Raw genomic sequence first — 24,540 nt, forward strand, 5'->3', positions numbered from 1 at the left:
GTGTCGTGGTCAGCCGACGAGGGGGCGGACGTCCCAGAGCCAGACGTCGTCCACCCGCTGCCCGGGACCGAGCAGCCCGGCGAGCAGGACGTGCAGGGCGGGCGCGGACGGGTGGTCGCCGAGCACCACCACCGAGGCGTTCCAGAACCGCAGGTCCTCGACCGCCTGGCGCCGGTTCTCCTCGGTGACCACCGGCGCGGCGCCCCGGTCCATGGTGCCGTAGATCAGCAGGCTGGTCGGCCGGGACGGCGCGCCGAAGACCCCGTTGCCCTCCGCGTCCGGCCCGATGAAATAGCCGGCCGGGATCGGGAAGGCGTGCTGGGTCAGGGCGCTCCAGCGCAGCGTGCTGAGGCCGTGCACGTTGCTGGGGATGGGCACCGGCACCAGGGTCCGGCCCGCCGGCACGTAGGGGCGCCAGGCTCCGGAGGTGATGAAGTGCGGCGGCGGGTCGACGTGCATGGCCGGCAGCGGGCGCGGGACGATCGGCAGCAGCGCGAGCGCGATCGCGGCGTACCCCAGGATCCGCACCCGGGCCGGCGCCCCGCCCCGGCTCTTCGCGACCTCGTTCCAGCCGAGCGCGACCAGGACGCCGACGGCGGCCACCGTGACCAGGCTCAGCCGGGTCGGCATCATCATCTCGACCAGCGGCAGGTCCTCCGGCAGCAGGTGCCACGGCCCCTCGTGGTCGGTCAGCTCGCCGTCGACGCGGACCTGCCGGCCGAGCGAGGCGAGCGCGAACCCGGCGCCGAGCAGCCCGGCGATCCGGGCGGCGACCGAGCTCCGCCAGAGCAGCACCGCGAGCAGCACGGCCAGCCCGACGAGCGGCCAGCCGAGCCAGGTGTTCTGCTCGGTGATCCCGATGGTCTTCTCCACCTCCGGCGAGCCGGCGATGGTGTCCCGGGAGTAGGTGACGAAGGCCCGCAGGTCCTCGCCCCAGTTGTGGAAGACGCCGCCCTGCAGGCCCCGGTAGGACTGCGGGCCGTTGAACTGGTACCAGATCGGGTAGCCGGCCAGCAGCAGTGCCAGCAGGCCGCCGACGCCGAGGGCGCGGAGGTAGGTCCAGAGCCGTGCCCGCATCAGCGACCAGCGGAACGCCACGTGCAGCGGCACCACGACCGCGCAGGCCAGCGCGGTGAGCAGCAGCATCTCCTCGTTGATGAAGATCTGGTACGCCACCAGCAGGCCCAGCACCACCCCGTTGCGCAGCCAGCGCCCCGGCTCGCCGAGCCGGAGCACCCGGACGACGATGAGCGGGAGGAGGAAGTTGGAGACGAAGTTCGGCTGCCCGTTGGCGTGGTGGATGATGCCGGGCGCGAAGCCGAGGAACGCGCCGCCGACGAACGCCGCGCCCCGGGAGGAGACCAGGTGCCGGGAGAGCATCCAGTAGGAGGTGGCGGACGTCGCCGCGAGCGCGCCGCCGAGATAGAGCGCGTACGTCACCTGCGGGCCGAACGCCCAGGTGAGCGGCGCCAGCGGCAGGGTGACGCCCAGCAGCGACGTGTTGGCCATCAGGTTGACCCCGTCCGGGGCGTTCTGCCGGGCGGAGAAGAGCGGGTCCTCCAGGTGCCGCAGCGAGTACGCGCCATGCGCGAACAGCCACTCGAACCAACTGTGGTCCGTGGGCAGGTGCGACGAGACCCGGTGGTTCACGTCCACCCAGTAGTTGGCGCAGACGAAGACGCCGAGCAGGACGTACGCTCCGATGGCCAGCAGGTCGGCCCGCGCGGGAGCCCGGAGGCGCCGCCACCGTCGGGATTGCCGGGCCTCGGTCGAGCCGGCTTCGGCATCCGAAGAACTGTCCACCACCGGAAGTGCCACGAGGCGCCATCGTACAGGTGACCTCGCGTCCGAATTGCGGGGTACCCGTCTGGGATATCCCGAGTGTGCCCGACCTGCGCGAAAGGTCCGGCCGGGCCGGGACGGCCGGGGGAGAAGGGAGCCGGTGGCCGGGGGACCGGCCACCGGAGGCGGGGACGCCGCGGTGCTGCACTGCCGCCGCCTGGACGCGTCGGTCGGGGTGTGGCGGCTGCCCCGGCAGGTTCGGCCGCGGGCCGTTGCTTGTCCGGCACGGATAGGTTGTCCCCGACAGCTAGTCCGGGAGGTCCTGGTGCGGGTACTGGTGGTGGAGGACGAGCGCAACCTGGCCGACGCGATCGTCCGGGGACTGCGCCGCAAGGGCATGGCGGTGGACGTCGCCTACGACGGCTCGGTCGGACACGAGATGGCGTTCGTCACCCGGTACGACGTGGTGGTGCTCGACCGGGACCTGCCGGGCGTGCACGGTGACCAGATCTGTGCCGACCTGGTCACCTCGGAGGCCCTCACCCGGGTGCTGATGCTGACCGCGAGCGGCACCGTGGCCGACCGGGTGGAGGGGCTCCAGCTCGGCGCCGACGACTACCTGCCGAAGCCGTTCGCCTTCGACGAGCTGGTGGCCCGGGTGCAGGCGCTGGGCCGCCGGGCCACCCCGGTCACCCCGCCGGTGCTGACCGTGGCCGACCTGGTGGTCGATCCGGCCCGGCGGGTGGCGACCCGGGGCGGGGCGGCGGTGGACCTGACCCGCAAGGAGTTCGGCGTGCTGGAGGAGTTGCTCAAGGCGCGCGGGGCGGTGGTGTCCAGCGAGGAACTCCTGGAACGGGTCTGGGACGCCAACACCGACCCGTTCACCACGACCGTCCGGGTGACCGTGATGACGCTGCGGAAGAAGCTCGGTGACCCACCGTTGATCGAGACCGTCGTCGGCGCCGGCTACCGGGTGCCGGATCCGTACGTGCCGGGGCAGGTGAGCGCATGACGGTCTATCTGACCCGGCGCCGGCCACGGTTGCGGCCCACCCTGCGGCTCCGGCTGACCCTGCTCAACGGCATCCTGCTGATCGGGGCCGGTGCGATCCTCGTGCTGCTCGCCTGGCTGCTGGTCGGCGACGCGCTGACCCCGGCCACCCAGCTCACATCGGATCCGATGCTCGAACTCTCCGACGGCAGACTGGTCCAGGCGAGCGAGTGGCAGCGGGAGATGGCGCAGAGCGCGTCCCGGGAGCTGCTGGTCAAGGGTCTGGTGGCGCTGCTGGCGATCAGCGTCGTCGGGGTCATCGGGGCGTACGCGGTGGCCGGCCGGGCGCTGCGCCCGCTGCACCAGGTCACCTCGACCGCCCGCCGGCTCGGCGAGGCAACCCTCGACCAGCGGATCCGCTACTCCGGCGCGGACGACGAGGTGGCCGAGCTGGCCGGCACCTTCGACGCGATGCTGGACCGGATCGGGGAAGCGTTCGAGGCGCAGAAGCGGTTCGTCGCCAACGCCTCGCACGAACTGCGTACGCCGCTGGCGGTGATGCGTACCGAGATCGACGTGACGCTCGCCGACGACGAGGCGGACGTGGCCGAGTACCGGCGGATGGCGACCGTGGTCCGGGACGCCTCCGAGCGGGCCAACAACCTGGTCGACGCGCTGTTGGTGCTGGCGCGCAGCGAGGCGCAGGCGGGCCGCCGGCTGGCCCGGAAGGCGCCGACCGATCTCGCCACCGGCGCCGGCGCGGCGCTCTCGGCCGTCCGGGCCGAGACCGGCCGCCTCAAGCTCCAGGTCTCCACGGCACTGGCGCCGGCACCGGTGGTCGGCGACCCGGGCCTGCTGGAACGGCTGGCCGGCAACCTGATCGAGAACGCGGTCCGCTACAACCACCTGCACGGCCGGATGTGGGTGCGGACCGGGTCGGATCCCGAGCAGGCGTGGCTGGTGGTCGGCAACACCGGCTTCGAGGTGGAGCAGGCGGACGTACCGGGGCTCTTCGAGGCGTTCCGGCGGGGCGGCCGGGAGCGGACCGGGGCCCGGGGTTCCGGGTTGGGGCTCTCGATCGTCCGGGCGGTCTGCGACGCGCACGGCGGCACGGTCAGCGCGGTCGCCCAGCCCGGCGGCGGGCTGGAGGTGACCGTGACGCTTCCGGCCGCCGACACCACCCCGGTGGTGGCCGCGTCGGCCGTGGTCGGCGGGGCCCCGGGCGCGGCGCCGGTCCGGCCCTCGACCGCGAACCCGGCCCCGTCGCCGGCCGGTCCGGCGGGCGTGACACTGCCGGCCGGTCCGGCGGGCGTGACACTGCCGGCCGGTCCGGCGGGCGTGTCCGCGCCGAGCGGTCCGGCGGGCGTGTCCGCGCCGAGCGGTCCGGCGGGCGTGTCCGCGCCGAGCGGTCCGGCGGGCGTGTCCGCGCCGAGCAGTAACGCCAGCACGGTGCCGCTCGGATCGACGGCCGCCCGGGCCGCTCCGGCCGGTGCACCCGTGCCGGGGCCGCAGCCGGAGACGCCGGGAGGGATCCGCCGGGACCTGCCGGAGTCCGGGCCCGGCGGCGACGCGGCGCGCGACTGACCGATGCCCGACCGGGGCGTGCACGTAACGCCGGGCGGCAACGCCGGACGGGGCCGACGGGCGGCGTGTCCCCGTGACCGGCCGATGACGGGCCCCGGGCGGTAACCCGACCCTCAGGCGGCGAGATCGAGGTCGCGTACCTCGCGGCGGATCGCCCGCAGCCGGGCGGGGGTGATGCCGAGTTCCTGTGCCACGTCGGCATCGGTGGCCTCCGGCCGCTCCGCCTGGATCGCGGCGGCCAGCGCGGCGGTCTCGGCGATCGGGCGCCGGGGCCGGCCCGACGTGCCGGCCTTCCCGGCGCGGCCGGGTGAGGCTGGCTTTCGGGAGGCTCCCGATGTCCTCCGGGGCTTCGCCGCCGCGACCGGTTTCACCCCTGGGGACGCGACGGCGACGACCTGCTCGCCGATCCGGGTGACCGGCCCGATCGGCCCGATCGGCTCGACCGCACCGGCCAGGGCGGGGTGCGCCGGTTGGGCGGCCTGTGGCACCGGCGGACGCGGCGCTGCCGGTGCGGACCGTGCCGCCACGGAGAGCACGCCTGCGGGGACGGCAGATGTGGCCCTGTCGCGGGCCGGGGCCGTCTCGGAGGCCGGCGTGTCCTGGCCCGCAGCGGTCGTCTCCTGGCCCGCAGCGGTCGTGTCCTGGGCAGAGCTGGCCGCGGCCTGGGTGGCGGAAATCCGTCCGCCCAACTCGACCAGGCAGATGCTGGCTACGACTATCAGGCCGTCGACCGACAGCGGAAGCAGGTACGGCGAGGCGCCCGTCTCGCCGTACCGGGCGGCCACCCCGACCATGTGCCAGTACGACACCCAGGCGGCGATCCCGGCGATGATGGCGGTGGCCGCCAGCCGGGCGAACGCCAACGAGCGGCGGTGTACCGGCACCCGCGAGATCAGCTCGACGGTGAGCAGCAACGCCAGCGGGGGCCAGGCGGCGATGGCCTGGCTGATCGGGTTGTCCCGGGCGTGCAGGATGTTGGCCACCACCGAGGCGGCGACCCCGAGGGTCAGGGTGGCGCGTACGGCCCAGCGGACCCGGCGAAGCTGTGTGAGGGGCACAGGTCGCTCCTTGCCTGTCGTCGTGCCTTCTCTCGGCCCAGCGGACCAGCCGGCCCGACCGCTCATCCTTACGGGCGAAGCCATCCAGCCGGTGCACCACCCCGATCTCCGGCGTGTCGCTCACCGCCCGTCGGCCGTCCGTGTGCTTGGCGTTGCGGCGCGGCCCTTGTCGCACCGACCAGAGCACGTCACGGAGTTCCTTCCCGGCCGGACTGCTGGGAGCGCTGAAACCGCGTCACGCAGCTTGTCGCGTACCAGGGGTGATGAAAACATTGGCGAATGCCGGCAAGCGACGCCTCCCCGATCAAGCTGTATGCGGAGCGGGCCCGCCTATGGTTCGACGGCCGACTGGTCACCGTGCGGCGAAGTGACCGACTGGGACGTCAGCGGTCCTTCCGGCAGTACGCACTATCCGATTTTCACCATCTTCGCGTGGTACGACACGGGACTGACTCACTCACCGTCGTCGTTCTCCATATCGAGCGTGCCCTCCATACGGTCGATCGGCTGACGATCAAGAGGGGGGACCGGCATTTCTGGACCGCTCAAGCGATCGTGAAAACCGTCAACGAGGCGCGGGCGCAGCGTGTCCGGGCCGTCCTCATGCGCACCGTCGGTCTCGGCCCCTGGCCGGTGCAGACCTGGGACCGGATCCGTTCAATGATCATGGTCCAGGGTTATCCGGAGCCGTGGCCACCCGGGTCAGGTACGCCCGACGGAAGCCGGGCGCTGTATGAGCCCGGCGAATCCGCGCTGCAGCATCTGATCGCCCACTGGCTGAGTTACGTCGCACCGGAGAACCGCTACGGTTACCCCGACGACGCACCCAGATTTCCCGAACTCGGCGGTTTCACCACACCAGCCGAACTGCACTACAGTTCACTTGTTCAATTCGGCCATGTGTGGAACGGCATCATCACCGCCCTGGAGGGCGATTATCCGGCAACGGCCGACCCCGGTTGGGAGCGGACCGCGACCGATCTCCTGCGATGGGGGCACGACCAGGCCGATCGCTACCTGGTACGCAGCAGCCACCACCGCTGTCGGTGATGGTGGTGTCGTCGAGGACCGGGTTGCTGTTGCAGACCCCGGTCTCGGGCAGGTCGAGCCGGACGTCGCGGGCCGCGGCCCAGTCTCCGGCGAGGGCGGCGACGACGGAGCGGGCCTGTTCGTAGCCGGTGGCCATCAGGAACGTCGGGGCGCGGCCGTAGCTCTTGACCCCGATGGCGTGGTAGCCGGGTTCGGGGTGGGTGAGTTCGTCGACACCGTGGGGTGGGACGGTACCGCAGGAGTGCTGGTTCGGGTCGATCAGCGGGGCCAGGGCCCGGGTCGAGCCCATGATCGGGTCCAGGTCGAGACGGAGTTCGGTGGCGATGGAGTGGTCGGGTCGGAAGCCGGTCGCCGATACGATCCGGTCCGCGGTGAGGGTCCGGGTCCCGTCGGACACCGTCACCGCGCCGTCGGCCGCCGGGGCGATCCGGTGTACGGAGAAGCCGGTGACCAGGCCGATGCGGCCGGCGTCGACGTGTTCCCGCAGTCGGGTGCCGAGAGCGCCGCGGGCGGGTAGGGCGTCGGCGGTCTCGCCGCCGTAGGTACGGGCCGGGTTGGCGGCTCGGATCGCCCAACCGACCGTCGTGCCGGGTGCCTGCTCGGCGAGGGCGGCCAGGGCGAGGAGGGTGTTCGCGGCGGAGTGGCCGGCGCCGACGACCAGGACCCGCTTGCCGGCGAACCGGTCCCGGTCGCTGCCGAGCACGTCGGGTAGCGCGTGTTCGATGTTCCGGGCGGCGGTGGCTTCTCCGTGGGCGGGGATGCCGGCGGCGCCGAGGACGTTCGGTGTGTGCCAGGTGCCGGACGCGTCGACGACCGCTCGGGCCAGCAGGTCCGCACCGGACGCGAGCCGCAGCAGGAACGGGGTGTCTTCTCGCCCGGCGGTGCGGAGCCGGTCCAGTCCGAAGCGGGTCACGGCGACCACTCGCGTTCCGTACCGGATGGTCGGCTTCATCGCCGGCAGGTTGGCCAGCGGTCGCAGGTAGTCCGCGACGAGTTCGCCACCGGTGGGCAGGACGTCAGGGTCGGGTTCGACCCAGCCGGCGTCGCGCAGCAGCCGGGCGGCGGTCTGGTCGACGTTGAACCGCCACGGCGAGAACAGCCGCACGTGCCCCCACCGGCCGACGGCCGCGGCAGGACCCTCACCGGCCTCCAGGACGATGAACGGCAGTCCGCGCTGGTGGAGCTGAGCGGCGGCGGCCAGGCCCACCGGGCCCGCGCCGATCACGGCTATGGGCAGATCTTCCAGGCGGTCCGGCATGATCCTGTCACCTCGACGCTGTCTCGACGTTTCTCGAATCAGAGGTTTGCACGCTGTTTTGAGATCTGTCAACCTAGAGGCATGTCGAAGCAGAAGGTGGCGCTCGCCCTGAGCGGTCTCAATGCCGCGACGCCGTGCTGTGCGCCGATAAGTGAACAGCGGATCCCGGCGGAAACCGCCGCCGTGCTCGCTCCGGCCTTCAAGGCGCTCGGTGATCCGGTGCGGCTGCAGTTGATGTCGATGATCGCCTCGGCGCCCGCCGGCGAGATCTGCGTCTGTGACCTCACCCCGGCGTTCGACCTGTCCGGGCCGACGATCTCCCACCACCTCAAGGCCCTGCGTGCGGCCGGTCTCGTCGATGCCGAGCGTCGAGGCACCTGGGTCTATTACCGGGCCCGACCAGGGATCATGCGGCAGCTCGCCGGCCTGCTCGAAGTCGGGGTTCCGGTGAGCGCGTAATCCGGCCCACCTGGCGCGCCGGGCCGCATGCCGGCGCGTTGCGGCGGCCGGTGCGGTGCCGAGGACGTCGGCGCCGGCCGTACATCTGATGTTCACCCGCCGGCCGGACGGGTGAGACCAGCACATGGTTACATCAGGGCGTGCTGATATCAGAAGCGGCTGATGTGATCAGGTTGCTGGCCGACCCGCTGCGGGCGCAGATCGTCGACCTGCTGGCCCAGGGGCCGGCCTGCACCTGTCACCTCGTCGCCGACACCGGGGCGAAGCAGCCGAACGTCTCCGGGCACCTGCGACAACTGCGCGACGCCGGCCTGGTCGTCACCGAACCACGCGGCCGGTTCACCTACTACCGGCTGCTGCCCGACGCCCTGGAGGCCGCCGCCGCGAAGCTCACCGACCTTGCCGCCCAGGCCCGGGCCAACTCCGAATCCCGCCGGGAGTGCTGATGACCACCACCGCCCCCACCGCCGACGAGGCACCCGGGGTCGTCGCCCGGCTGTCCCGCCTGGACCGGTTCCTGCCGCTCTGGATCGGCCTGGCGATGGTCGTCGGCCTGCTGCTCGGCCGACTCGTCCCGGGACTCGACACCGCGCTGGAAGCGGTCAAGATCAGCGAGATATCCCTGCCGATCGCCGTCGGCCTGCTGGTCATGATGTATCCGGTGCTGGCGAAGGTCCGCTACGACCGGCTCGACACCGTCACCGGTGACCGTCGACTGCTGATCTCCTCCCTGGTGTTGAACTGGCTGATCGGCCCGGCGGTCATGTTCGCCCTGGCCTGGATCTTTCTGGCCGACCACGCCGAGTACCGCACCGGCCTGATCATTGTCGGCCTGGCCAGGTGCATCGCCATGGTGATCATCTGGAACGACCTCGCCTGCGGCGACCGGGAGGCGGCCGCCGTCCTCGTCGCACTCAACTCGATCTTCCAGGTCCTCGCCTTCGGCGTCCTCGGCTGGTTCTACCTGTCCGTGCTCCCGGACCGGCTGGGGCTGTCCGGCGAAGCGTTGCAGGTGTCCGGCTGGGACATCGCACGCAACGTGCTGATCTTCCTCGGCATCCCGCTGCTCGCCGGCTACCTCACCCGCCGCTTCGGCGAGCGGGCGAGGGGACGCACCTGGTACGAGCAGACGTTCCTGCCGAAGATCGGCCCAGTCGCCCTGTATGGACTGCTGTTCACCATCGTCGTCCTGTTCGCCCTGCAGGGCGAGGCGATCACCAGCCAACCGTGGGACGTCGCGCTGATCGCCGTACCGCTGCTGGTGTACTTCGCGGTCATGTGGTCCGGCTCGTACGCCCTCGGGCTTGCGATCGGGCTCAGCTACGAGCGCACCACCACCCTGGCGTTCACCGCCGCCGGCAACAACTTCGAGCTCGCCATCGCGGTGGCGATCGGCACCTTCGGGGTCACCAGCGGGCAGGCCCTGGCCGGGGTCGTCGGCCCACTGATCGAGGTCCCTGTCCTCGTCGCGCTGGTCTACGTCAGCCTCGCGCTGCGTCGGCGTCTGTTCCCGGTCGACCCCGCGGTGCCGGCGGGTCGGTCGTGACCGACACACCCGGGGCCGGTTGCGCCGACGACGCCGTCACGGCTGCGGGGCAGGCCCTCGGCGCGGGTCTCCCGCCGAACGTTCGCCCGGCCCCGATCAGTCGCTACCTCAACGGGCCGTACATCGCACGTTCCAGTACCGCTCGGTGCGACCAGCGCCAGAACCGAGCCGCACGACGCCACCTCGGAGGAACCGATCATGTCTGACACGCCCACCGTCCTGTTCGTCTGCGTACACAACGCCGGCCGCTCGCAGATGGCCGCCGGTTGGCTACGCCACCTCGCCGGCGGCGCCGTCGAGGTCCGCTCCGCCGGCTCCGCGCCCGCCGACCAGATCAACCCCGCCGCCGTCGAGGCGATGCGCGAGGTTGGCATCGACATCACCGACCAGATTCCCAGGAAGCTGGAGTGGGAGACCGCGGAAAGCTCCGACGTCATCGTCACCATGGGCTGCGGCGACGCCTGCCCGGTCTTCCCGGGCAGGCGGTACGAGGACTGGCAGCTCGACGACCCGGCCGGCAAGGGCGTCGAGGCCGTCCGACCGATCCGCGACGAGATCCGGACCCGGGTCGAGAAGCTACTGGCCGAGCTGGCAGCGGAGCGGACGGTGGGATGACCCGGCTGCTGATCGTCGGCGGCGGTGACGCCGGACCGCCGGACCGCTGGCGAACCCACGCTTGACATCGGAAATCGGCTCAGTAATCATTGACTCAATGATTACTGAGTCTAACTCTCTTGAGCTGCGCGCCCGGGTGCATGCCGCGTTGGGCGACCCGGCCCGGTTGGCGATCGTCGACACGCTGCGCCTGGGTGACGCGGCCCCGGGAGAGATCGCCCAGGCGCGGGGCCTGGCCACCAACCTGGTCGCGCACCACGTCAAGGTGCTGGAGGCGACGGGACTGGTCGTGCGTACCCGATCGGAGGGCGACCGGCGCCGCACCTACCTGCGCCTCCTACCCGATGCCCTGGCCGCCATCGCGTTCCCGGCGCTACCCCCGGCCGACCGGGTGGTCTTCGTCTGCACCCACAACTCCGCCCGCTCCCAGTTGGCCGCCGCGCTCTGGGCGCGGCGCAGCCGCATCCCGGCCGACTCGGCCGGCACCGAGCCGGCCGACCGGGTCCACCCCCGGGCGGTACGCGTCGCCGGCCGGCACGGCCTGCGGCTGGACCCCGCACACACCGCACACGTCCGCGACGTCGTCCGCGCCGGTGACCTGGTCATCGCCGTCTGCGACAACGCCCACGAACACCTGCCCGACCAGGCGCGACCCCGGCTGCACTGGTCGGTGCCGGACCCGGCCCGGGCCGACACCGACGATGCCTTCGAAGCCGCCCTCACCGAGATCTCCGACCGGATCGACCGCCTCGCCCCCGCACTCACCCCCAGGGACACCCCATGACCGACCTCGCCCGGCAACGCCAGCAGATCCCCATCGACCAGCAACTCGCCCTGCACACCGCCGCCGTCCGGCTCGCCGACGAGTTCACCGGCGTCTACGGCGCCGAAACCATCGAACGGTTCCTGCACACCAGCTACGACCAGTTCGCCGGCGCCAGCACCGTGCCGCACTACCTGCCGCTGCTCGCCGAACGCTTCGCCCGGCAACGACTGACCGCCCTGGCCAGAGTGGAGGGCCGGCACACCGACGGCCGCCCCGTCGTGCTCTTCCTCTGCGTACAGAACGCCGGCCGCAGCCAGATCGCGCTCGGCTTCTTCCAGCACCTCGCCGGCGACCACGCCCTCGCCTGGTCCGGCGGCTCCGAACCAGGCGCCGACATCAACCCCGCCGCCGTCGCGGCCATGGCCGAGCGGGGCATCGACATCTCCACCGAATACCCCAAACCCTGGACCGACGAGGTCGTCCGCGCCGCCGACGTCGTCGTCAGCATGGGCTGCGGCGACGCCTGCCCGATCTTCCCCGGCAAACGCTACGAGAACTGGACCGTCGACGACCCCGCCGGCCTCACGGTCGAGCAGATCCGCCCCATCCGCGACGACATCGAACGCCGCGTACGCCACCTCCTCGACCAACTCGACATCCCCGTCGCCGGTTGACGAGCGGGTCACCGAAAGACCACGGCCGGGCTACTGCCGGGCGGTGCCGGCGAGGAGGGCGGCGAGCCGTTCGGCGGCCGTCGGCGCGTGCAGGTGCAGTCGGGCCACGTTGATGGCGTCCGTGCCGACGACCCCGAGCAGGGCGCTCGGGCCGGCGGCGTAGACGCTGAGGTAGCCGTCCTGGTTGCGTACGGTCGATTCCCGGAACGCGCCCTGGCGGAGCCGGAGCCCGACCTGCCGGCCGACCCCGAAGGTGGTCGCGGCGAGCGCTGCCAGATCCCAGGGGTCCGCGTCGTCGGGCAGGTTGTGGGTGATCAGCATGCCGTCGACGCCGCCCAGGACGCAGCCGAGCACACCGGGAATCAGCAGGCGCAGCTCGGAGAGGACGGCGTCGATGGCGATGTGCGGAACCCGTTCGGGCCCGGCCGGGAAGTCGGGTGCCGAAGGCTGCCCGGTCGTGCCGGCCTGCTCCGGCGGGAACTCCGTGACCTGGTCCGCCCCGGGCTCGGGTACTCGTCGGGGCAGCGTCGTCTCGCGGCCGTCGAGAGTGCTCACAACTCCAGGCTCTCCTCGATGCCGCGCAACTGGTGCCGGGCGAGCGCGAGGTTGGCGCGGCTCTTGCTGAGCATCAGATAGAGGAACAGCCCCTTGCCCGAGTGCGAGCGCAGCGGCCGGATCACGTGGTACTGGCTGCCGAGCGTGATCAGGATGTCCTCGATCGTGTCGTTGAGCTTGAGCATCTCCATCGTGCGTATCTTGGCCCGCACCACCTCGGTGTTGCCGGCGGCGGCGACGGTCAGGTCGAGTTCGGCGGTCCCCCCTGCGACACCGAGCGTCATTCCGCTGGTGTAGTCGACCAACGCGACGCCGATCGCACCGTCGATGCTCATCGCGCCCTTGAGTGCGACGTCCAGGTTCGCCACGGTTCTCCCTCCGGTCGTGTGGTCACCGGCGGCGGGGTACGCGGTGCCGAGGACCTTCGCTGCCGGTGGCTGCCGTGGAACTTCCACGGAGAGGCTCGCATACCGGCAGGTCCCGCGCACCAGCGAAAACGATCATCAGGCTGACCGGTCCAAAGTGATCATCCGGCGGGCGGACAACTCCAGGTGGCAAGGGGATGGTAATGCCCAGCCCTACCTGCTAGCGCGTCGCCCGATCCAGGATCAGCGGTCGGGCCGGCGGCGGGTCCAGTCGCCGTCCAGTCGCCGTCCAGTGCGGTGGGTGAGCCTCTAACCCTGCCCGGCCGGCGCCCCCGCCCGGCCGGGCAGACCAACCGCGGCACCCCGGCCACCACCGTCGGCAGCCGTACGACGCGTCCGCGTCAGGCACCCCCCGGGAGGTCACGTGAACACCTGGAAAGCCACGCTCGGCAGGGCCGCGGGTCAGGGCGGGAGGCGATGGCGGGCGCGGCTGGGCGTACTCGCCGCGCTGGCCGGCCTGCTCGCCGTGCCGGTGGTGACGGTCGCACCGGGCGTCGCCAGCGCCGGTGCGATCGTGCCCTGCCCGGGCACCATCACGAGCTGGAAGCTCATCTCCAGCAGCCGGGCCGGGCGGGTCTGGGAGGGCTACCGCTACACCCTCTACAGCGCCACCCCGACGTTCCTGGTCAGCGACGGGCAACTGCTCGACAACGGCACCGACAGCACCGTCAGCTACACGATCACGTCGCGGGTGTCCCAGACCTTCAGCATCCAGACCACCATCGGCATCTCGGCAACCGGGCAGCAGGACTTCCTCACCACCAACGTCAGCACCCAGATCGTGTCGACCCAGGTGACGGAGCGCGGCGTGAGCATCCAGGTGCCGGTGCCGCCCCGGACCCGGCTGATCGCCGAGTACGGGGTGGAGGCGTACCAGGTGAGCTACGCGGTCGAGGCATGGCGGGCGACGACCCGGATCAATGAGCAGCCGGTGACCGGAGGCCGCTGCGAGGAGTGGGGCTACTACCCGCAGAACAGCACCGCGCCGACCCACATCGAGGGCTGGCGGTTGCGGATCGGCTGACGCCGCCCCGCTGCGTACCGCCGGTGTCCGGGCAGATCGCGGTGATCAGGGACCAGGTCGCACGGCGCGCCGTGCGACCCGCCGGGACGGGTCCCTGATCACCGCGATCGTGGGTGGTCGGGCTCAGCCGGGGAGGCTGGCCAGGCCCGGGGGCAGGAAGCGGGCGCCGGTGACCCGCTCGGAGGTGCCGGTCCGGTCCAGGTACGGCGTGACGCCGCCGAGGTGGAACGGCCAGCCCGCGCCGAGGATCATGCAGAGGTCGATGTCCTGCGGCTCGGCGACCACACCCTCGTCCAGCATCAGCCGGATCTCCTGGGCGAGGGCGTCCAGCGCCCGCCGGCGTACCTCCTCGGCGGTCAGCGGCGCCGAGCCGACCTCCAGCAGGCCGGCCACCTCGGGGTTGATGTCGCCGTCCACCACCAGCGGCCTGCCGGACTCGGCGATCCGCCGCAGGTTCTCGCTGACCGCGAAGCGGTCCGGGAAGGCGGCGTGCAGCGTCCCGCCGACGTGGTACGCCACCGCCGGCCCGACGAGCTGGAGCAGCGCCAGCGGCCGCATCGGCAGGCCCAGCGGGTCGAGGGCGGCATCCGCCACCTCGGGCGGGGTGCCGGCGTCCACGGCCGCGAAGATCTCGCCGAGGAAGCGGGTCAGCAGCCGGTTGACCACGAACGCCGGGGCGTCGGCGACCAGGACGCAGGACTTGCGCAGCTCCCTGCCGACCGCGAACGCGGTGGCCAGGGTGGCCTCGTCGGTGCGTTCGCCCCGGACGATCTCCAGCAGCGGCAGCACCGCCACCGGGTTGAAGAAGTGGAACCCGACCACCCGCTCCGGGTGCTCCAGATCCGCGGCCATCGCGGTGACCGAGAGCGAGGAGGTGTTGGTCGCCAGCACCGCCTCCGGAGAGACGATCTTCTCCAGCTCGGCCCAGACCTGCTTCTTCACGGCGAGGTCCTCGAAGACCGCCTCGACGACGACGTCGGCGTCGGCGAAGACGGCCTTGTCGACCGAGCCGCTGACCAGGCCGCGCAGGGTGGCCGCCGTACCTTCGGGAAGCCGGCCCTTGCCGACCAGCTTGTCGATCTCGGTGTGCACCCAGCCGACACCCTTGTCCACCCGGGACTGGTCCAAATCGGTGAGGACCACCGGCACCTGGAGCCGGCGGGCGAAGAGGAGCGCGAGCTGCGAGGCCATCAGGCCGGCGCCGACGATGCCGACCTTGGTCACCGGCCGGGCCAGCTCCCGGTCCGGCGCGCCGGCCGGCCGCTTGGCCCGGCGCTGCACCAGGTCGAAGGAGTAGAGGCCGCTGCGCAGCTCCTCGCTGAAGACCAGGTCCGCCAGGGCCTCCACCTCGGCGGCCATCCCGGCGGGCAGCCCGTCCGGGTCGTCGCCGCCGGCCACCGGTGCCTCCCGGGCCAGTCCCAGCAGCTCCAGCGCCCGGTACGCGGCCGGGACCGCCCCGTGCAGCCGCTCGTCCAGCGTCTGCCGGGCGAAGTAGAGCACCCCGTCCCACATCTCCCGGTCGACCTCCGGCCGGGTCACCCGGGTCTCGCCGCGCACCACCTGCGCGGCCCACTCCAGCGAGCGTTCCAGGAAGTCGGCCGGCTCGAACAGCACGTCCGCGATGCCGAGCTCGGCGGCCTGCTTCGGCTTGAGCATCCTGTTCTGCATCAGCGGGTTCTGGATGACCACCTGGGCCGCACCGGCGATGCCGATCAGGTTGGGCAGCAGTTGGGTGCCGCCCCAGCCCGGCACCAGGCCGAGCGAGACCTCGGGCAGGGCCAGCGCGGAGGCACCGCCGGAGAGGGTCCGGTAGTGGCAGTGCAGCGCCAGCTCCAGCCCGCCGCCCATGGCGGCGCCGTTGACGAAGGCGAACGTCGGCACCGCGCTGGTGCGCAGCCGGCCGAAGACCCGGTGTCCGAGCCGGCCGATCTCGCGGGCCTGGTCGCGGTCTGCCAGCATCGGCAGGCCGGTCAGGTCGGCGCCGACGCAGAAGATGTACGGTTTGCCGGTCACCGCGACGAAGGCCGGCTCCGCCGCCAGGGCCGAGGTGACCGCCTCGTCCAGACTGGACAGACCGGTCGGGCCGAAGGTGTTCGGTCTGGTGTGGTCGAAGCCGTTGTCCAGAGTGATCAGTGCGGCCGGCCGGTCCAGCCCGGGCACGTCCACCAGGCGCAGCAGCGACCGGGTGACCACCTCGTTCGGGTTACGCGGAACCGTCACTGCGCCACCTTCCGATCGCACTGCGGGGCTCGCAGACCCGGCTCACTCCTCGCACTCACTTGTCGTCACCCTCCCAGTTCGGGTTCTCCCAGATGACCGTGCCGCCCATGCCGATACCGATGCACATCGCGGTGACGCCGTACCGCACCTCCGGGTGCTCGGCGAACTGCCGGGCGAGCTGTGTCATCAGCCGTACGCCGGAGGAGGCGAGCGGGTGCCCGACCGCGATCGCCCCGCCCCACTGGTTGACCCGGGGGTCGTCGTCGGCGATGCCGAAGTGGTCGAGGAAGGCCAGCACCTGCACCGCGAACGCCTCGTTCAGCTCGAAGAGGCCGATGTCGTCGATGGTCAGGCCGGCGATCCGCAGCGCCTTTTCGGTGGAGGGGATCGGGCCGTACCCCATCACCTCCGGCTCCACCCCGACGAAGCCGTACGACACCAGTCGCATCGCCACCGGCAGCCCGAGTTCCCGGGCGACCTCCTCGGCGGCGAGCAGCCCGGCGGTGGCGCCGTCGTTGAGCCCGGCGGCGTTGCCGGCGGTGACCCGGCCGTGCGGGCGGAACGGCGTCTTGAGGGTGGCGAGCTTCTCCAGCGAGGTGTCCCGGGGTGCCTCGTCGACGGCGGCGAGCCCCCAGCCGGCCTCCGGGTCACGGGTCGCCACCGGCACCAGGTCGGGCTGGAGCTTGCCGTTGGCGTACGCCTTGGCGGTCTTGACCTGCGAGGCGAGCGCGTACGCGTCGGCACGCTCCCGGGTGATCCCCGGCAGCCGGTCGTGCAGGTTCTCGGCGGTGGCGCCCATCACCAGGGCGGAGGGGTCGACCAGCTTCTCGGCCAGGATCCGCGGGTTGGGGTCCACCCCCTCGCCCATCGGGTGCCGGCCCATGTGCTCGACGCCGCCGGCGATCGCCACGTCGTAGGCGCCCATCGCGATCCCGCCGGCCACGGTGGTGACCGCGGTCATCGCGCCGGCGCACATCCGGTCGATGGCGTAGCCGGGCACGGTCCGGGGGAGCCCGGCGAGCAGTGCGGCGGTCCGGCCGATGGTGAGGCCCTGGTCGCCGGTCTGGGTGGTGGCGGCGACCGCCACCTCGTCGACGCGCTCCAACGGCAGTTGCGGGTTGCGCCGCAGCAGCTCGCGGATGCAGCGGACCACCAGGTCGTCGGCGCGGGTGTGGGCGTACATCCCGCCCGCCTTGCCGAACGGGGTGCGGACGCCGTCGACGAAGACGACGTCGCGGACTTCACGGGGCACTGGAGCCTCCTTGCCGCTGGGGCCGGGGTGGGCGGACACCTCGGATGCTACTAGTCAGTAACTAGCGCCGTTCGCGCCCCTGGTGTGGCTCGGGCCACATATCGTCCGGCTGAGTGCCCGACAATCCCGCTATTGCCCGTTAAAGGCTGAGCAATGATAAACCTCTCGATCGGTCCGGAGTCAGCGTGAAGGTGCTCGTCGCCGGCGGCGCCGGCTTCATCGGCAGCACCGTCGCGTCGGCCTGCCTCGACGAGGGCATCGAGCCGGTTATCCTGGACAGCCTCTGCACCGGCCGGGTCGAGTTCACCCGGGAGCGGGCCTTCTACCGTGGTGACATCGCCGACGCGGCGCTGCTCGACCGGATCTTCACCGACCATCCGGACATCACCGCCGTGCTGCACGCGGCGGCGCTGATCGTGGTGCCCGAGTCGGTGAGCGAGCCGCTGCGTTACTACCGGGAGAACGTCGCCAAGTCGCTCGACTTTCTCGACCACGTGCTCCGGAACGGGGTCACCCGCTACGTCTTCAGCTCGTCGGCGGCGATCTACCGTGCCGGCGCCGACTTCTCGGTGGACGAGAGCTCGCCGATCGAGCCCGTCAGCCCGTACGCCCGGACCAAGGCGATGATGGAGAGCGTGCTCGCGGACACCGCCCGGGCCACCCCGCTGCGGGCGCTGTCGCTGCGCTACTTCAACCCGATCGGGGCCGATCCTCGGCTGCGTACCGGCCTCCAGGTGGTGCGGCCGACACACGCGCTGGGCAGGCTGATCGACGCCTGGACCGGCGGCGGAGAATTCTCGATCACCGGCACCGACTGGCCCACCCGGGACGGCTCCGGGATCCGGGACTACATCCACGTCTGGGACCTGGCCCGGGCACACGTCCAGGCGCTGCGCCGGTTCGACGAGATCCTGCCGCCCGGCGGCGACCACGCGGTGGAGGCGGTCAACCTCGGCACCGGGGACGGCACCACCGTACGGGAGCTCGTCGCCGCCTTCGCCGAGGCGGTCGGGCCGGTACGCAGCCGCGAGGCGCCACCCCGCCCCGGTGACGGACCCGGCGCGTTCACCCGGAGCACCCGGTCCCGCCTACTGCTCGACTGGAAGCCCGAGTATTCCGTCGTCGACGGCATCCGGCATGCCGTGCAGTGGTGCCGGATCAGGGACGAACTGCTCGGCTCCGGGAGTCACCGGCACGAACTGCTCGGGTGACCGGGCGCCTGCGGCGCCCGGCATGCCCGCGACCCCCGGCCGCCGACTCAGCCGGGCCCGACAAGCGCTCCCGCGAGCTCCCCGGCGATCAGCTCGACCTGCCAGGTCCGGGCGCCGTAGCCGCGCAGGGTCTCGGCGACGATCTCCGGGGTGATCTCGTCCGGCGGGGTCCAGGCCAGCCGCCGGACCGAGTCCGGGGTGATCAGGTTCTCCGGCGGCAGGGTGTGCGCGGCGGCGATCCGGACGACCACCTCCCGGCACCGGGCCAGCCGGGCCGCCGCCGCCGGATCCCGCTCGGCCCAGCGGTGCGGCGGGGGCGGACCCTCGACCGTCGGGCTCACCGGCAGCGCGTCGTCCGGCAGCTGCCGGGCGTCGGCGAGAGCGTCCAGCCAGGTCCGGACGAGCCGGCGTACCGACCGGCCGCCGAAGCCGGGCAGCATCAGCAGGCTCCGCTCGTCCTTCGGGTCCATCTCGGCGGCGGCGATGATCGCGGCGTCCGGGAGCACCCGGCCGGGGGCGGAGTCGCGGCGGGCGGCGATCTCGTCCCGGGCGTACCAGAGCGAGCGGACCCGGGCCTGCGCCCGCGCCCCGCGCACCCGGTGGATGCCGGAGGTGCGCCGCCACGGGTCCGGTCGTTGCCGCAGCGGTTGGGCGCCCCAGGCGACCAGTGCGGCGAACTCCTCCGCCGCCCACTTCTGCTTGCCCTGCCGTTCCAGCTCGGCCGCGAGCGCGTCGCGCAGGTCGGTGAGCATCTCCACGTCGAGCGCGGCGTAGGTCAGCCAGGACTCCGGCAGCGGCCGGCTCGACCAGTCCGCCGCGGAGTGGTGCTTCTCCAGGGTGAAGCCGAGGAGCTGCTCGGTCAGCGCGGCCAGGCCGACCCGCTCGAACCCGGCCAGCCGGGCCGCCAGCTCGGTGTCGAAGAGCCGCCTCGGCCGCAGCCCGACGTCGGCGAGGCAGGCGAGGTCCTGGCTGGCGGCGTGCAGCACCCATTCGGCGTCGGCGATCGCCTCGTCGAGGGTGCTCAGGTCGCCGAGCGGCAGCGGGTCGACCAGCGCGGTGCCGGCTCCGGCCCGGCGGAGCTGCACCAGGTAGGCCCGCTGGCTGTAGCGGTAGCCGGAGGCGCGCTCGGCGTCGACCGCGACGGGGCCGGTGCCGGCCGCGAACCGGGCCACCACGTCGGCCAGGCCGGCGGGTGTCTCGACGGGGATCGGCGTTCCGTCGCGGGGGGCGAGGAGCGGTACGGGCCCGCCGGGCGTTGGGTCGGGCCCCACTGTCTCGGGCTCCGGCGCGGGCGCCGGAAGGCTGTGCGGCTCGTCCCCTGCTCGGCGTTGCGCGGCCCGACGGCGCAGGGGTGGTTCGTCGGTCACCTGACAACCCTAGTCTCAGCCCCGATTCGGTTGGCGCAGCCGGTCCGGCGAGTCGGGTCGGGTGGGACCCGCGGGGCCGCCGAAACGCTTGGGGCTGCTGGGTTCGGCCGCCCCGCCCGAACCCCAGGGGCCGTACCGGCAGCGGCCGACAGACCCAGGGGCGGCCTCAGGCGGCGCCGGCCGGGCGGGAGTGCGGCAGCACGCTGACGCCGGGCGGCGGCAGCCCGGCGGTGGAGGCGAGCAGGGTGCACCAGGCCAGCAGGTGCGCCCGCAGGTCGTCGTCGATCGGCGTCCAGGAGGCGCGGATCTCGATGTCGCCGGCAGCCGGCGGGCCGGCCAGCTCGCCGAACCGGGTGGACATGGTCTGGGTCACCGTCCCACCGAGCGCCCGGTAGGCCGCACCGCGCGCCTGCAGCGCGTCGGTCAGCCAGGTCCAGCCGACGCCGGGCAGCAGCGGGTCGGCGGCCAGGTCGATCTCCAGCTCGGCGGTGACGTAGGTGACCAGGCGCAGCGTCCCCTCCCAGCCGTCGTGTCCGGCCGGGTCGTGCAGCAGGATGAGTCGGCCGGTGGCCACCTCCTCGCCGTCGCGGCTCACCGTGGCGCTCAACGCGAAGGCGTACGGGGCCAGCCGCTGCGGGGCGCCGACCTCCTCCAGCAGGATCTCCGCACGTGGCGTCGCCGACCGCAGCCCGGCCACCGCACGGGCGAAGGTCTCCGGCTGGACGATCGGCGAGGCCATATTCGCAGCCTAAGCCGATCGTCGGCGCTGTGGTGGGGCGCCGCGCCGGTCGGCCGGTGCCACAGCGCGTCTGGCGGGCCACAAAACCGGACGGTGGCCGTCGCCGGTGTCGCGGGCCGTGGCACGATTGCGCCGATGAGCACCACGACTGCGGGCACTCCGGCCCGGGACGACCAGCCGACCCCGGGCGGCCCGGCCGATTCGCCGTTCGTCCGGGCCTGCCGGCGCGAGCCGGTGCCCCACACCCCGGTCTGGTTCATGCGGCAGGCCGGGCGTTCACTGCCGGAATACCGTGCGGTGCGGGCCGGGATCGGCATGCTGGACTCCTGCCGCCGGCCGGAGCTGGTCGCCGAGATCACCCTCCAGCCGGTACGCCGGCACGGCGTCGACGCGGCGATCCTCTTCAGCGACATCGTCGTGCCGGTGGCGGCCGCCGGGGTGGACCTGGACATCGTGCCCGGGACCGGTCCGGTGGTGGCCGAGCCGGTGCGCACCCTCGCCGACGTCGACCGGATCCGGCCCATCGACTCCTCCGATGTCTCCTTTGTGGACAAGGCGGTCCGGCTGCTCGTCGCCGAGCTCGGCGACACCCCGCTGATCGGCTTCGCCGGTGCGCCGTTCACGCTCGCCAGCTATCTCGTCGAGGGCGGCCCGTCCCGCAACCACGTCCGGACCAAGGCACTGATGCACGGCGCCCCCGACGTCTGGCACGCGCTGCTGGCCCGGCTGGCCGAGATCACCCTCGCCTTCCTCCGCGTGCAGGTGACGGCCGGTGTCTCGGCGGTGCAGCTCTTCGACTCGTGGGCCGGGGCGCTCTCCGAGGCCGACTACCGCCGCTTCGTGTTGCCGCACTCGGCGGCGGTGCTGCGCGGGCTGGCCGACGCGGGCGTGCCACGCATCCACTTCGGGGTCGGCACCGCCGAGCTGCTCGGTGCGATGGGCGAGGCCGGTGTGGACGTGGTCGGGGTGGACTGGCGTACCCCGCTGGACGTGGCGACGGTGCGGGTCGGGCCGGACCGGGCCGTGCAGGGCAACCTGGACCCGGCCGTGCTCTTCGCCCCGTGGCCGGTGGTCGAGGCCGAGGTGCGCCGGGTGCTCGGCGAGGGCGCCACCGCACCCGGGCACGTCTTCAACCTGGGACACGGCGTACTCCCGGAGACCGATCCCGACGTGCTGACCCGGGTGGTCGCCCTGGTCCACGAGGCGTCCGGGAGCTGAGCGAAAGGCGGGCACGGGGTGACGGAGACGACACGGGCCGGCGGGCTGCGGATCGCCGTGGTGGGCGGCGGGATCAGCGGGCTGGCCGCCGCCGTCCGGCTGCGGGACCGGCTTCCCGCCGACACCGAGATCCTGCTGTACGAGCGGTCCGCGGTGCTCGGCGGCAAGCTGCGCACCGGCTCGCTGGCCGGTTCCACTGTCGAGTTGGGCGCCGAGGCGTTCCTGGTGCGCGACCCGGCCGGCGGGGACTCGGCGGCGGTCGCCCTGGCCCGGCGGGTGGGGCTGGCCGACGCGCTGGTGCACCCGACGACCGGCCGGGCCGCCCTGGCGATCGGTGGCGAGCTTCGGCCGATGCCCCCGGGCACCCTGGTCGGCGTACCCGGAGACCTGGCCGCGGTGGCGGCGGTGGCCCGGCCGGCGGCGGAGCGGGACACCGACGAGGGCCGCCCGCTGCTCGGCCCCGACGAGGACCCGACCGTCGGAGAGCTGGTCCGGCGCCGGCTCGGCGACGAGGTGGTCGACCGGCTCGTCGACCCGATGCTCGGCGGGGTGTACGCCGGCCGCGCCGACGAGCTGTCGCTGGCCGCGACGATGCCCGGGCTGGCCCGGGCGGCGCGCACCGAGCCGACCCTGACCGGGGCGGTCCGGGCGGCCCTGGCCGCCGCTCCCCGGCCGGCCGGCACCCCGGTCTTCGCCACCGTCGACGGCGGGATCGGCCGGCTGGTGGCCGCCGCCGCCGAGGCGGCCCGGGCCCGGATCCGGCTCGACGCGACCGTCCGGGAGCTGCTCCCCGCCGGGCACGGCTGGCGGCTGGTGATCGGCCCGACCCGCGACCCGGAACTGGTCGAGGTCGACGCCGTGCTGCTGGCGCTGCCGGCCCGGCCCGCCGCGCGGCTGCTCGGCGGGTTCGACGTGGCGGCCGGCGCGCTTGTCGGCCGGCTCGACTACGCCAGCGTGGCGCTGGTCAGTCTCGCCCTGCCCGGGCCGGCGGCAGCCTTGGGCCCGCTCGGCGGCGACCTGGCGCCGGCGCTGGCGGCGGCGGCTCCGGCCGCCGGCAGGGTCCCGGCGACCGGCGGGATCCCGGCCGACCTCTCCGGCTTCCTGGTGCCGGCGAACGAGGGCACCCTGGTCAAGGCGGCCACCTTCTTCACCAGCAAGTGGGCTCACCTGCGCCGGCCGGACGGGACAGTGCTGCTGCGCGCGTCGGTCGGCCGGCACGGCGAGGAGCACCTGCTGCAACGCGCCGACGACGAACTGGTCTCGGCGGTCCGCCAGGAGCTCTCCGACCTGCTCGGCGCCGGGCTGCCGGCGCCGCTCGACAGCTCCGTGCAGCGCTGGGGCGGTTCGCTGCCGCAGTACGCCCCGGGGCACCTGGACCGGGTGGCCGCGGCCCGGACGGCGCTGCGGACCGCGCACCCCACACTGACGCTCGCCGGTGCCGGCTACGACGGGGTGGGGATTCCGGTCTGCGTACGCTCCGGCGAGACCGCGGCCGAGGAGATCATCAAGGTGTTGGGAGTATCGACGGTATGACTGCGGAACAGATCGGCGGACGGGACCAGAGCAACGCGGCACGGCTGCGCGAGCTGAACGAGAGCATCCGCTACACGATGTGGTCGGTGTTCCGGGCGACGGCTCCGCTGCCGGAGGCCCGGGACCGGATCGCGGCCGAGATCGAGTCGCTCTTCGAGGAGCTGGCCGGCAAGGACGTGGTGGTACGCGGCAGCTACGACGTCTCCGGGTTGCGCGCCGACGCGGACGTGATGATCTGGTGGCACTCCTCCTCCAGCGACGCCCTGCAGGACGCGTACGCCCGGCTGCGCCGCACCACGCTCGGCCGGCAGTTGGCGCCGGTCTGGTCGCAGATGGCGCTGCACCGGCCGGCGGAGTTCAACAAGAGTCACGTGCCGGCGTTCCTGGCCGGCGAGCCGCCCCGGGGCTACGTCTGCGTCTACCCCTTCGTCCGCTCCTACGAGTGGTATCTGCTGCCCGACGCCGAGCGCCGGGAGATGCTGGCCGAGCACGGCGGGATGGCGCGCGGTTATCCGGACGTCCGGGCCAACACGGTCGCCTCGTTCGCGCTCGGCGACTACGAGTGGCTGCTCGCCTTCGAGGCCGACGAGCTGCACCGGATCGTCGACCTGATGCGCGACCTGCGCGCCTCCCGGGCCCGCCGGCACGTCCGCGAGGAGGTGCCGTTCTTCACCGGCCGGCGCCGCAGCGTCGGCGAGCTGGTCAACGCCCTGCCGTAGCGGCGGCCTCGCGGCGCATCGGCACGTGCGGGATGCCGTCCTCGACGTACTCGGGGCCGCTGGTGGTGAAGCCGTAGCGGGCGTAGAAGTCGACCAGGTGTGCCTGGGCGTCCAGGACGCAGGGCCGGGCGCCGACCACGGTCAGCGCCTCGCGCATCAGCCGCCCGGCGTGCCCGCCGCCCCGGGCGTCCCGGGCCACCGCCACCCGGCCGATCCGTTCGACCCCGCCCGGGTCGGCCAGCAGCCGCAGGTACGCGACGGGCGCGCGGTCGCGGGCCAGCCAGAGGTGCCGGGTGCCCGGCTCGACGTCCCGGCCGTCGAGCTCGGGATAGGCGCACTCCTGCTCCACCACGAAGACGTCGACCCGCAGCTTCAGCAGGTCGTGCAGGGTCCGGGTGTCGAGGTCGGCGAAGGACGCGACCCGGAACCCGACCCGCTCCGAGGGGTCCGACCGGCGCGGTGGCGACTGCGAGGGGTGCATCCCGCGATGGTAGG

22 protein-coding genes and 1 pseudogene are annotated in these 24,540 nt (G+C 73.0%); 13 read left to right on the top strand and 10 right to left on the bottom strand.

The features are described 5' to 3' along the window. Window positions 1–9 precede the first annotated feature (9 nt). Complete coding sequence (locus ACN27G_RS05380; RefSeq protein WP_421497247.1) at window positions 10–1,806, bottom strand: hypothetical protein; 1,797 nt, start codon at window positions 1,804–1,806, stop codon at window positions 10–12. Window positions 1,807–2,107: 301 nt separating this feature from the next. On the opposite strand from ACN27G_RS05380, the gene ACN27G_RS05385 reads away from it, so the two are divergent. Next, on the top strand, window positions 2,108–2,794 hold the full coding sequence (locus ACN27G_RS05385) for a response regulator transcription factor (RefSeq protein WP_421491658.1): 687 nt from the start codon (window positions 2,108–2,110) through the stop codon (window positions 2,792–2,794). Then, a pseudogene (locus ACN27G_RS05390) lies at window positions 2,791–3,948 on the top strand (sensor histidine kinase); the annotation flags it as partial. The gene ACN27G_RS05385 and the pseudogene ACN27G_RS05390, both read left to right, overlap by 4 nt. Window positions 3,949–4,469: 521 nt before the next feature. Here the strand turns inward: ACN27G_RS05390 and ACN27G_RS05395 are convergent. Together ACN27G_RS05395 and ACN27G_RS05400 are read right to left on the bottom strand one after the other, a co-directional pair. Beyond that, window positions 4,470–5,414 (bottom strand): DUF2637 domain-containing protein, encoded by a 945-nt coding sequence (locus tag ACN27G_RS05395; RefSeq protein ID WP_421491659.1) that lies wholly within the window; start codon window positions 5,412–5,414, stop codon window positions 4,470–4,472. Window positions 5,415–6,330: 916 nt separating this feature from the next. Then, window positions 6,331–7,722, bottom strand: a complete 1,392-nt coding sequence (locus ACN27G_RS05400) for an NAD(P)-binding domain-containing protein (protein ID WP_421491660.1) — start codon at window positions 7,720–7,722, stop codon at window positions 6,331–6,333. An 81-nt stretch (window positions 7,723–7,803) separates the two neighbouring features. On the opposite strand from ACN27G_RS05400, the gene ACN27G_RS05405 reads away from it, so the two are divergent. From ACN27G_RS05405 to ACN27G_RS05430, 6 genes are all read left to right on the top strand, one after another. After that, window positions 7,804–8,181 (top strand): ArsR/SmtB family transcription factor, encoded by a 378-nt coding sequence (locus ACN27G_RS05405; RefSeq protein ID WP_421491661.1) that lies wholly within the window; start codon window positions 7,804–7,806, stop codon window positions 8,179–8,181. A 140-nt stretch (window positions 8,182–8,321) separates the two neighbouring features. Next, on the top strand, window positions 8,322–8,627 hold the full coding sequence (locus ACN27G_RS05410; RefSeq protein WP_421491662.1) for an ArsR/SmtB family transcription factor: 306 nt from the start codon (window positions 8,322–8,324) through the stop codon (window positions 8,625–8,627). Then, complete coding sequence (gene arsB / locus ACN27G_RS05415) at window positions 8,627–9,727, top strand: ACR3 family arsenite efflux transporter (RefSeq protein ID WP_421491663.1); 1,101 nt, start codon at window positions 8,627–8,629, stop codon at window positions 9,725–9,727. The genes ACN27G_RS05410 and arsB overlap by 1 nt, the downstream gene beginning before the upstream one ends. 198 nt (window positions 9,728–9,925) lie before the next feature. Then, window positions 9,926–10,342: an arsenate reductase ArsC gene (locus ACN27G_RS05420; RefSeq protein WP_421491664.1), complete on the top strand. Its 417-nt coding sequence runs from the start codon at window positions 9,926–9,928 to the stop codon at window positions 10,340–10,342. Between the two features lie 97 nt (window positions 10,343–10,439). Further along, complete coding sequence (locus ACN27G_RS05425; protein WP_421491665.1) at window positions 10,440–11,126, top strand: MarR family transcriptional regulator; 687 nt, start codon at window positions 10,440–10,442, stop codon at window positions 11,124–11,126. Continuing rightward, complete coding sequence (locus tag ACN27G_RS05430; RefSeq protein ID WP_421491666.1) at window positions 11,123–11,782, top strand: arsenate reductase ArsC; 660 nt, start codon at window positions 11,123–11,125, stop codon at window positions 11,780–11,782. Before ACN27G_RS05425 ends, ACN27G_RS05430 begins: the two co-directional genes overlap by 4 nt. Window positions 11,783–11,812: 30 nt before the next feature. Here the strand turns inward: ACN27G_RS05430 and ACN27G_RS05435 are convergent, their stop codons facing one another. Together ACN27G_RS05435 and ACN27G_RS05440 are read right to left on the bottom strand one after the other, a co-directional pair. Continuing rightward, on the bottom strand, window positions 11,813–12,337 hold the full coding sequence (locus tag ACN27G_RS05435; RefSeq protein WP_421491667.1) for a roadblock/LC7 domain-containing protein: 525 nt from the start codon (window positions 12,335–12,337) through the stop codon (window positions 11,813–11,815). Then, window positions 12,334–12,705: a hypothetical protein gene (locus ACN27G_RS05440; protein ID WP_421491668.1), complete on the bottom strand. Its 372-nt coding sequence runs from the start codon at window positions 12,703–12,705 to the stop codon at window positions 12,334–12,336. The genes ACN27G_RS05435 and ACN27G_RS05440 overlap by 4 nt, the downstream gene beginning before the upstream one ends. Window positions 12,706–13,126: 421 nt before the next feature. Here ACN27G_RS05440 and ACN27G_RS05445 point away from each other — a divergent pair, with 421 nt between their 5' ends. Continuing rightward, window positions 13,127–13,786 carry a hypothetical protein gene (locus ACN27G_RS05445; RefSeq protein WP_421491669.1) on the top strand — a complete coding sequence of 220 codons (660 nt, stop codon included), beginning with the start codon at window positions 13,127–13,129 and terminating at the stop codon, window positions 13,784–13,786. A gap of 123 nt (window positions 13,787–13,909) precedes the next feature. Here the strand turns inward: ACN27G_RS05445 and ACN27G_RS05450 are convergent, their stop codons facing one another. Next, window positions 13,910–16,006 (bottom strand): 3-hydroxyacyl-CoA dehydrogenase NAD-binding domain-containing protein, encoded by a 2,097-nt coding sequence (locus tag ACN27G_RS05450; protein ID WP_421491670.1) that lies wholly within the window; start codon window positions 16,004–16,006, stop codon window positions 13,910–13,912. Between the two features lie 55 nt (window positions 16,007–16,061). Beyond that, window positions 16,062–17,258: a thiolase family protein gene (locus ACN27G_RS05455; RefSeq protein ID WP_421491671.1), complete on the bottom strand. Its 1,197-nt coding sequence runs from the start codon at window positions 17,256–17,258 to the stop codon at window positions 16,062–16,064. Window positions 17,259–17,443: 185 nt separating this feature from the next. Between ACN27G_RS05455 and galE the strand changes: the two genes are divergently transcribed. After that, window positions 17,444–18,469 (top strand): UDP-glucose 4-epimerase GalE, encoded by a 1,026-nt coding sequence (gene galE / locus ACN27G_RS05460; RefSeq protein WP_421491672.1) that lies wholly within the window; start codon window positions 17,444–17,446, stop codon window positions 18,467–18,469. A gap of 47 nt (window positions 18,470–18,516) precedes the next feature. Here galE and ACN27G_RS05465 read toward each other — a convergent pair whose 3' ends face one another. Beyond that, entirely contained in the window at window positions 18,517–19,836 is a 1,320-nt protein-coding gene (locus ACN27G_RS05465; RefSeq protein WP_421491673.1) for a ribonuclease D, read from the bottom strand. Window positions 19,837–20,002: 166 nt separating this feature from the next. Beyond that, window positions 20,003–20,575, bottom strand: a complete 573-nt coding sequence (locus ACN27G_RS05470) for a DUF3000 domain-containing protein (protein ID WP_421491674.1) — start codon at window positions 20,573–20,575, stop codon at window positions 20,003–20,005. Window positions 20,576–20,710: 135 nt separating this feature from the next. Here ACN27G_RS05470 and hemE point away from each other — a divergent pair, with 135 nt between their 5' ends. From hemE to hemQ, 3 genes are read left to right on the top strand one after another with little or no spacing between them, the layout of a single operon-like run. Continuing rightward, a complete protein-coding gene (hemE, locus tag ACN27G_RS05475) occupies window positions 20,711–21,793 on the top strand; it encodes a uroporphyrinogen decarboxylase (protein ID WP_421491675.1) in 1,083 nt (360 codons plus the stop codon). Window positions 21,794–21,811: 18 nt separating this feature from the next. Next, window positions 21,812–23,326: a protoporphyrinogen oxidase gene (gene hemG, locus ACN27G_RS05480; RefSeq protein ID WP_421491676.1), complete on the top strand. Its 1,515-nt coding sequence runs from the start codon at window positions 21,812–21,814 to the stop codon at window positions 23,324–23,326. After that, window positions 23,323–24,045 carry a hydrogen peroxide-dependent heme synthase gene (gene hemQ / locus ACN27G_RS05485; RefSeq protein WP_421491677.1) on the top strand — a complete coding sequence of 241 codons (723 nt, stop codon included), beginning with the start codon at window positions 23,323–23,325 and terminating at the stop codon, window positions 24,043–24,045. The genes hemG and hemQ overlap by 4 nt, the downstream gene beginning before the upstream one ends. Here the strand turns inward: hemQ and ACN27G_RS05490 are convergent. Then, a complete protein-coding gene (locus tag ACN27G_RS05490; protein ID WP_421491678.1) occupies window positions 24,029–24,526 on the bottom strand; it encodes a GNAT family N-acetyltransferase in 498 nt (165 codons plus the stop codon). The genes hemQ and ACN27G_RS05490 overlap by 17 nt on opposite strands. Window positions 24,527–24,540: the final 14 nt, after the last annotated feature.

This window comes from Plantactinospora sp. WMMB334, from assembly GCF_049179095.1.
Classification (GTDB): domain Bacteria; phylum Actinomycetota; class Actinomycetes; order Mycobacteriales; family Micromonosporaceae; genus Plantactinospora.